This window comes from Chamaesiphon sp. OTE_75_metabat_556 (assembly GCF_031378165.1).
Taxonomy (GTDB): Bacteria; Cyanobacteriota; Cyanobacteriia; order Cyanobacteriales; family Chamaesiphonaceae; genus Chamaesiphon.
The window spans coordinates 1-8,324 of record NZ_JANNDR010000409.1 but is presented as its reverse complement, the minus strand read 5'-3'; the positions used below and the strand labels follow the sequence as shown (position 1 = coordinate 8,324).

Annotated in this window: 9 protein-coding genes and 1 pseudogene; 2 read left to right on the top strand and 8 right to left on the bottom strand. The window is 46.6% G+C overall.

Going from position 1 to position 8,324, the window contains the following annotated elements; all coding sequences use genetic code 11:
• Positions 1–127 precede the first annotated feature (127 nt).
• The 8 genes and pseudogenes from RMO27_RS16470 to RMO27_RS16435 form a co-directional block, all read right to left on the bottom strand.
• Positions 128–619 carry an NADAR family protein gene (locus RMO27_RS16470; protein WP_309734456.1) on the bottom strand — a complete coding sequence of 164 codons (492 nt, stop codon included), beginning with the start codon at positions 617–619 and terminating at the stop codon, positions 128–130.
• 71 nt (positions 620–690) lie between these two features.
• The gene (locus RMO27_RS16465; protein WP_309734453.1) at positions 691–1,218 is read right to left on the bottom strand and encodes a DNA-binding protein; all 528 of its coding nucleotides are present in this window, start codon (positions 1,216–1,218) and stop codon (positions 691–693) included.
• A 316-nt stretch (positions 1,219–1,534) separates the two neighbouring features.
• Positions 1,535–2,044, bottom strand: a complete 510-nt coding sequence (locus RMO27_RS16460) for a hypothetical protein (protein WP_309734452.1) — start codon at positions 2,042–2,044, stop codon at positions 1,535–1,537.
• 247 nt (positions 2,045–2,291) lie between these two features.
• Positions 2,292–2,603, bottom strand: a pseudogene (locus tag RMO27_RS23920) (hypothetical protein).
• Positions 2,604–2,669: 66 nt separating this feature from the next.
• Positions 2,670–3,128 (bottom strand): HNH endonuclease signature motif containing protein, encoded by a 459-nt coding sequence (locus tag RMO27_RS16450; protein ID WP_309734448.1) that lies wholly within the window; start codon positions 3,126–3,128, stop codon positions 2,670–2,672.
• Positions 3,125–3,358, bottom strand: coding sequence for a hypothetical protein (locus tag RMO27_RS16445; protein WP_309734446.1), 234 nt, complete (start codon positions 3,356–3,358; stop codon positions 3,125–3,127). Before RMO27_RS16445 ends, RMO27_RS16450 begins: the two co-directional genes overlap by 4 nt.
• A 287-nt stretch (positions 3,359–3,645) precedes the next feature.
• The gene (locus tag RMO27_RS16440; protein WP_309734445.1) at positions 3,646–4,599 is read right to left on the bottom strand and encodes a heme o synthase; all 954 of its coding nucleotides are present in this window, start codon (positions 4,597–4,599) and stop codon (positions 3,646–3,648) included.
• Between the two features lie 53 nt (positions 4,600–4,652).
• Complete coding sequence (locus RMO27_RS16435; protein WP_309734443.1) at positions 4,653–5,645, bottom strand: heme A synthase; 993 nt, start codon at positions 5,643–5,645, stop codon at positions 4,653–4,655.
• A gap of 574 nt (positions 5,646–6,219) precedes the next feature.
• Here RMO27_RS16435 and RMO27_RS16430 point away from each other — a divergent pair.
• Positions 6,220–7,242, top strand: a complete 1,023-nt coding sequence (locus tag RMO27_RS16430) for a cytochrome c oxidase subunit II (RefSeq protein ID WP_309734441.1) — start codon at positions 6,220–6,222, stop codon at positions 7,240–7,242.
• Between the two features lie 162 nt (positions 7,243–7,404).
• Positions 7,405–8,324: cbb3-type cytochrome c oxidase subunit I (locus RMO27_RS16425; protein WP_309734439.1), on the top strand; the 920-nt coding region annotated here is incomplete at its 3' end.

The window sequence follows — 8,324 nt, the reverse complement described above, 5'->3', positions numbered from 1 at the left end:
GGGCAATTCATGAATTGCCCCTACCCAAATTTCGAGATCGTTTCATACTTCAAATCAGCAATGCCCCATTCTAGATTTCGCTACTTTTACGGGGAATTTGGAATGGTTTTGAGTGTCAAAATCAGACTTAAGATCGATCTCCTTGTAGTTTAGCTCTCACCTGCATTAAGAACCGACCGAGCTGATTTGCGCCAGTGCGATCGCTGCCACAGCCCCAGAAGTAATCCACTGGCGAATCTTCAATAATTTCAGCGTCTCGCGTATCGAGTAAAATCTGCTGAATATCAACATGAGTGCTAAATTTTTGCCAGATCGCCCGGTACATGATCTCGCACTTACAGACGTCCCAGTCGGGGTGCGGTTGATATTCACAGTTGCGCCCGATCTGAGCTGCTAATTCTGGAGTGGGTGAGGCTTGAATCTGAGCCATTAGATACTCAAATTTCGTGCCGTGAAACTTGTGTGCCTGATAGTAGTGCTCGACCGTTGGCCAATATCCCCCAACCGATCGATCGGCGGTACTGCTGGGCATGACGATCGAGTGTGGCGAAAAATTGGAAAAGCAACCATAGGCTGCATTAACTTTGTAGAAGTAAATTCTCAATGGCTCTGGCTGCACTCACTGCTGCTAGTTTACCGCACATCTCGATCCTTTTTCAGCGCAACTGAGCCGATAGAAATGTCGCTTAATTAGCAAACTAGAGCGCGAATATTGTCTTGCAGCTCTGGTGCTATTTTCCGCCATTTTCTGGCAATATTAAACTCCATATTGACAATTGCCACTTCTAATAATGAGTCATCGATCGAGTATGTCTTATCTTCTCTAAGCCAAGTCAAAATCTCTGCTAGATGCCAAATTGAAGGTGTTCCTTCATAGACGGGCGAAGGAGATCTCGGATCGCCATTGAAAATCAGATTTCTAATGTTTTGCCGACTACATCCCAGGATTTTGGCAGTATCTGTTAAGCCAACAAAATCTGGTGTTGCTTCAATTAAACTAGCATCTGGGATAACTTTTTTGACATCGACGATCGCACTAGATATCGCATCAAAAGCTGAGGATGCCGATCGAATAAAATCTAGTGCAATACACCCTTGCTTGCCAATTCCAATTAAGGCATCATCACATCCAGCTTCATATAATCGATCGATATAACCATCGGGATCGATCCGAGGATCGGGGAAATTAAATTTTAAGGTAAAGTTATATTCTTTCATTATTTATTCCTCTTCTTCACCAGAATTATCTAAACTGCGATCGATGTCGTTAATCTAAGCTTAACCCAGCCAATAGATCGTTGGCGTAGCCTACCGGAGGTAATTGTCTCTAATAATAATTTATCCCTTCCAGCTAATCGTTGGCGAAGCCTCTCGGTAGAGAATCGCTAGAAGATAGAAATGCAGGAGCCATTGCACTAAGTTTTTGCGCTCGGTTCTTACCCATGCGGTGATGAAATTCCTTACTTCCGACTCACTCGTGGTTATTTCTGCGATTAGGTTGGGACTACCATCAGCATGGCAATTGAATTATCGCTCACAGTGTCGCCCCCAATCGTTCTTGCAGGGCAATAGCGGCTAATTGTTGTTCGCGAATCCGCCCGACTCTGAGGGCATCTACCAGCCCTAATAATTTATATAGTTGGGGATCTAAGCTAGCTGTAAGCGGTACGGATGGATAGAGGGGAGTTAGTGCCAATCCAATCGCTGTACCAGTCGGAAATGCCCAAACTAGCGGTTCTTGACTGCTGACAATCTGTTCTTTGAGTGGGGAGATGCCATGAGCGGTGGGCATTCCGCGCACTAATGTCCCTGGAGTGGCGGGGTAGATATATTTCAAGCCATGAATCAGCAGTTCTAATAAATGGGGTGTCAGGGGTTGATGGGTGAGGGGGTTGTGGAGTTTGGCAATTGTGCTGCGTTTGAGGGAGCTATGGACTTCGGAGGCACTCATGCCGAGGCTTTCGGCTAAGTCGCTATACCGCCACTGGCGATCTTGCCAGAGGTGGGTTTTGAGGAGGATGGGGATGTCTTGAGGTTTGAGCATGGAATCTATTCTCTGTTATTTCTATTCTACATTCGCAAATTGAGAATAGATAAATGTTGATCGAAACAGCATAAAATTTTCTTGCTCAGATCGATCGAACAGGTCGTCTTAAGACCTTCAAATTACCAAAATCAGTTTAATTATTTGCAAGTACAAATATATGGTAGACATTGCTCTCGATCACAATCATACGACAAAGATATGCAGTCATATTCGACCCTACTGTTTACTTACCCAAACTCCTCACTCATTGATATTTAGACTTCAGTTCAAGTGCAGCATAAAAGCTGTTGAGGCTATTTAATAAAGCATTGTAGCAAGAATAAGCATCATCGCGATCGATCTGAAGATGAGTATATAAAGCTAGTTCTGGCTCTGACACTAGAGACACCTGCGGAATATCCAACCCCGCTGCGGTTAAACGGATAGATGCGAGTCTCTTTCAGAGAGGCTACGCCAACGAGATTAATAGCGACCCAATTGTATTATTTCTGCCGTGGGAAAGATCTTCCAGCCCAGGTAAGATTAACTCCGATCCTGGCAATTCATTTAGTTCCATTATTTATCCTTCTCTGCTATATTTTCACAACGATCGATAAATTGTTCGATCTTATTTCTGTGGAGTTTAAACTTTTAATTGCCGAAGATCGTTTGCTGGTGGATGCCAACCTGCTTCGAGCCATAATGCACGAGCTTCGCGGATCGATCTTTCTCCCTTATACTTTTCATCATTCATATCTAATCTGTCACAAGTTGCTCGCCCGATCGCAGTAGTCCCAATGACTTTAGTTGCATCTAGCGACCAGATAAAATGCTCTTGCCACAACTGATTTCGTGGATTAAACAACGGTAAAATAGTCGAAGTTTCCAGGTCTCGTCCGACCACAAAATTATAGCGGTTTTGATTGCAGCGATTACAGGCAAGTGCGAGATTTTCTTCCGTATCCGAACCACCTAGAGATCGCGGTTGCAAATGATCGATTGTAAAACGAGAAGAACTAATTTTTTCTGGTGAATGGCAATATTCACACAAATAATCTGCTCGGTTACGAACATATTTTTTAGTAAATTCACTTACACTCATTTTTGGGCAACCAATAGCGAATTGAGGTACGTGAAGATGCGATCGAGTTCGCTAATACTAGTTAGTTCTTCTTGTTCGGTATGTGTGAGTGTTGCCGACTGATTTTTGGCTATTAGTTCTTCCAGTTTATCTTGAAGATCGTCCGTAAATTTGAACAGCCGTAAGTCATCGACTTTCTCGACTCTGATACCCGTTTCGAGGAGGGATTGGGGACTGATAACTACTTGCATGGTTAGTTGCCTTGATTTCTGAGATTGATGTCTCAGCTATCTATGATAACTTGTGTCATGGGCTGAGAGCCTAACAATTGCCAAATATCTCGTTGGCGTGGCCGCGCTCGCAGTAGGTAATCGCAAGTCACTCATTAGTAGCCATGAGTTCGCTGGAACAACCTCTGACAATGTGCAATTTGCCAGAGGCGACGCTACGAGAACGCGAGATCGAAGCCGATCGATTTATTGAGTGAGCATCCGCTAGACTGAGATCGGGATTCGATTGACTTTATGCCAAGGGAAGATTAGACAATACCTTTTAATAACAGTTGGATTGCAGCTTGAGTCTGAGGCAAACTATCGACCACGATCGCCGTACACAATAACATCATGTACAAGATCGAATACTTGAACATCGATTTGGCGACAGTCTTGTCAGTGGGTGCGTGTAATAGTTTCCACGCTTCATAGACAAACACTCCGCCCAAACCGATCGCGGAGATGGCATACACAATTCCCGATGCTCCCAACGGATAAACGAGCAACAACGTAGTCGGCATCAGTAAGAGCGTGTAAATCCAAATTTGTTTGGCGGTAGCGGCATCACCAACCACCACTGGCATCATCGGAATCCCGACTTTGGCATAGTCATCTTTAATCATCAATGACAATGCCCAAAAATGTGGCGGCGTCCAGATAAAGACGATCGCAAATAAGATCCAAGCTTCGATGCTCAAACTATTCGTCACTGCTGCCCAACCTACTAGTGCCGGAATCGCACCCGCCGCCCCACCGATCACGATATTTTGGGGAGTATGTCGTTTGAGCAGGTGGGTATAAATCCACATATAGAAGCCAATCCCCGCCATTGCTAGGAGCGCGGCTAAGAGATTGGTGAAAATGGTCAGCGTGGCAAAGGATAATCCGGCGAGAACTGCGGCAAAGATGCCTGCATGGAGGGGTTTGACGCGACCGGAAGGAATCGGTCGATTGCGAGTGCGTTCCATCGCATAATCGATATCTCGATCGTAAATGCAATTCATCGTTTGAGCCGAAGCTGCGGCCAACATCCCCCCGATAACTGTCACCAAAAACAAGACCGGATCGGTTTGACCGTCTGAAGCCAACCACATCGCCGCAGCAGTCGTAATTAACAGCAGCGGAATAATCCGAGGTTTAGTCAGTTGATAATAACTCTGAATAACTTGGAGGAAGTTTTGGTGTTTGCACTCTAATGATGGATTGAGAAGCTCTTGCATATTTAGGGATGGGGGATATTTTTTTACCGCAACAACGAGACAAATCTGAGTCGTCAAGATCGGATCGACGATCGGGCGGTGTCGATCGAATGATTAATAACGGTCGAGCGATTTAGTCGCCACAGCAATCCGGTCAGGACAACGAGTGTACCGAGTAAGAGCGCGCCAACAGTTTGATGGATGACGGTCAGTGGTGCGACTTGGAGATGGAGTTTAAAGGTAGCCACACCGAGCAAGATTTGACAAACTAATAATCCCGCAGTTCCCGCCGCTAGCTGCCGAATCGATCGAGGTAAATTTGCATTGCGCCAGACAACTATAACTACCGCAAGGCAACTCAGCGTCGCCGGTACCACCCCAATGATGTGGCTATTCATCACCGCACATAGTTCGGAGTTGCCAAAACATTGGTGGAGTGCCCATCTAGAACCGACTAAACCACCGAGGATGCTTTGAATATAGACGAAAATTGCAGCAGTGAGGGGGAGAAGGGGAGTTGGCGGCGAAGAGATTTGGAGATTTGGCGACTGGGAGACGGGGAGTAGGCAAGTACCGATCGTCAATAAGGTAATAAAAAATAGTAAGGCTGTGCCGAGGTGGGCGGTGACGATGTCAAAGCGGAGTAATTCGGTGACAGTGAATGCGCCTAAGGCTCCTTGAACCAAAATCAGACCCATTGCCATCGTCGTCGCCCAGGGTAGCCAAGTGGGAAGTTGGTGGCGATACCACCAGGATGAGCACACCAAGAGCAAGGTACTCAAGCCAATCAGGGCAGCATCCAAGCGATGGAACCATTCCAAAAATACCTGAAGATTCATCTGTGCCGTCGGCACCAATTGCCCGTAACACAATGGCCAATCTGGACAAGCCAAGCCAGCATTCATGACTCTGGTGGCACTACCTACCGCCATCAGTAAGAGCGTGGCAAAGGCGATCTTCCAGATTGATCGGCGGATACGGGTGTGAATGAGTAGAGAATTCGCGTGGTGGGATAGAGATGCGTCTCTACCCGCAGGAGATTGAGGGGTGAGTGCAGAGTCTGACATAAATTGGCGATCGCCGAGTTGGTTGTCTAGTTGTGCTGTTATGGACTAGACGAGCTAGATAATTATTCTCAAACTAGCATTAATACCTAGTGGCTGCGAGGGTGTCAACCGCGACTTCGATCGCTTAAATACGCCTAGGCAAGAGTGAGAACCCATGCGCTGGCTGACTTTGACAATCGATCGATTTAGATCCCAAAGAAAGTATTAAAGATCTGTGGCGATCGCCATCTTCAAAAATTACGACTGAGATCGCGCTTGCAGTCAATCCCAAAGAAAATCTGAAGAAATGCGAATAAGTGCCGATCGCTCTAATTGCCTACGGTACCTTAGTAAGATAGTAACCGTAACTACCTCTATTTTCAGATCGCCATTATTATAAATACTTAACTAAATTTTTAGCTAAAAATTGCCTGTAAGCCTGCTCTGCCAGCATGGCAACCGAAAACTTGGATGTGCTCTGACAAGCTGAAATATTCTCGGTTTTAAATCCAAGCTCGATGCTCCACAGCAGCAGATCCACAATAAACGATATCTCCCTCCCGATTCCACAAACCTTCCATCCCTGAAATAATCGATGAATATTCCTAGCTCAATTATTACCCTCCTGCTGGGCATAGGACTAACCTTAGTTAGTCTCTGGTACGGACAGAATCATGGATTGATGCCAGTCGCCGCTTCCGAAGAAGCCGCTCACATCGATGGCTTATTCAATGCCATGATGACCATCTCCGTCGGCCTGTTTTTGCTAGTTCAAGGTGTCATCGTCTACTCGGCGATTAAATTTCGGCGCAGACCTGGAGAACTCGGCGACGGTGCCGCGATCGAAGGTAATGTCCCTTTAGAAATCTTGTGGACGGCGATTCCTGCGGCGATCGTGTTGTGGATTTCGATCTACAGTTTTGAAATATACAATGAGATGGGTGGTTTCGATCCATCCGCTAATGGTGCTCATGCGATGCACAGTATGCCCAGCGGCAAAGGCAGTGCTATGGCTGCGACGATGCCTGGGATGCCCAGCTCCAATAGTAATCTGATTGCGGCGATCGGTGTTGGTGCTTCGCCAGCCAACCAGGGTAAAGCGGCTGCGGTGAATGTCAACGTTTTGGGTTTGCAATATGCTTGGATTTTTACTTATCCTGATGTGAATGTGACCTCTGGCGAGCTGCATGTCCCAGTCGGCAAAGAAGTGCAACTGAATATGAATGCCCAAGACGTAATTCACGCTGTTTGGATTCCGCAACTGCGACTCAAGCAAGACGTGATCCCCGGTACGCCCACCCAGCTCCGGTTCACCACCAATAAAGTCGGTAATTATCCCCTGCGTTGTGCCGAACTCTGCGGTGGCTATCACGGTTCGATGGTGACACGGATGATCGTTCATACTCCCGAAGAGTACGATACCTGGATTGCCAGCCAGCAACAATCCACCCAAGCTCAAGCTGAAGTTGTCAAACAAACGATCGCCATGAATCCTGCCAATCTCTCTACGAGTAAATATCTAGCTCCCTACGCCACCGAAATGGGCGTGCAGCCGGAGACGATTGCCCACCTGCACCACGACATGAAGATGTTATCGATCGCCTCGGCTACCAAATAGCAATTACTAAGTTGGGTAAGTAGATCCGCACATTTAGTGATGACTGAAACCTAGCTGGTGGGCACTGCCCACATTACTGGAACGACTGGAACTATCAGGGGGATCTGTTAGCTCTGTTGCTATTTATCGATCCCCTATCCCCTACCCTCTATTCCCTAGACGATGACAGCAGAACTATCAATTCCTACCCCTACCAAAGAGGATGATGTCGTTCATAATCCTCGCAGATGGCAAGATTATTTTACATTTAGTACCGATCACAAAGTAATTGGGATTCAGTACTTTGTCACTGGCTTTATCTTCTACATCATCGGTGGATTATTGGCCGAAGGCATTCGGACCGAACTCGCTACTCCCGATCCAGATTTAGTCGATCCGGCTACATACAATAGTATGTTTACGATGCATGGGACGATCATGATTTTCTTGTGGATCGTCCCCGCTGGTACCGGCGCGTTTGCCAACTATCTGCTGCCGCTGATGATTGGCGCACGGGATATGGCTTTCCCCAAGCTCAATGCCGTCGCTTTTTGGATCATTCCACCGACAGGATTACTCTTGATTCTCAGCTTCTTTCTCGGCCCAGCGCAAGCTGGTTGGACGTCTTATCCACCGTTGAGTTTACTTACAGGTAAAGTCGGTGAGGGGATTTGGATTATGACCCTGTTATTACTGGGGACATCGTCGATTTTGGGAGGAATTAATTTCTTCACCACCATCATCAAGATGCGGATTCCGAGCATGTCGATGATGCAAATGCCGCTGTTTTGTTGGGCGATGTTGGCAACTTCCTTGTTGATGCTAATTGCGACACCAGTATTGGCTGGGGCACTAATTTTACTCTCATTCGACTTGATTGCTGGTACCGCCTTCTTTAATCCAGTTGGTGGTGGCGAACCGGTAGTTTATCAGCACATGTTCTGGTTTTACTCACACCCTGCGGTGTATATCATGGTCTTACCCTTTTTCGGGGTGATTTCCGAAGTGATTCCCGTGCATTGTCGCAAGCCGATTTTTGGTTACGGCGCGATCGCGTATTCGAGTATGGTGATTAGTTTCCTAGGCTTGATTGTCTGGGCGCA

Coding starts and splice junctions, on each gene's coding strand:
- RMO27_RS16465 (WP_309734453.1), bottom strand. CDS start 1,218: ATGAAAGAATATAACTTTACCTTAAAATTTAATTTCCCCGATCCTCGG.
- RMO27_RS16460 (WP_309734452.1), bottom strand. CDS start 2,044: ATGCTCAAACCTCAAGACATCCCCATCCTCCTCAAAACCCACCTCTGG.
- RMO27_RS16450 (WP_309734448.1), bottom strand. CDS start 3,128: ATGAGTGTAAGTGAATTTACTAAAAAATATGTTCGTAACCGAGCAGAT.
- RMO27_RS16445 (WP_309734446.1), bottom strand. CDS start 3,358: ATGCAAGTAGTTATCAGTCCCCAATCCCTCCTCGAAACGGGTATCAGA.
- RMO27_RS16440 (WP_309734445.1), bottom strand. CDS start 4,599: ATGCAAGAGCTTCTCAATCCATCATTAGAGTGCAAACACCAAAACTTC.
- RMO27_RS16435 (WP_309734443.1), bottom strand. CDS start 5,645: ATGTCAGACTCTGCACTCACCCCTCAATCTCCTGCGGGTAGAGACGCA.
- RMO27_RS16430 (WP_309734441.1), top strand. CDS start 6,220: ATGAATATTCCTAGCTCAATTATTACCCTCCTGCTGGGCATAGGACTA.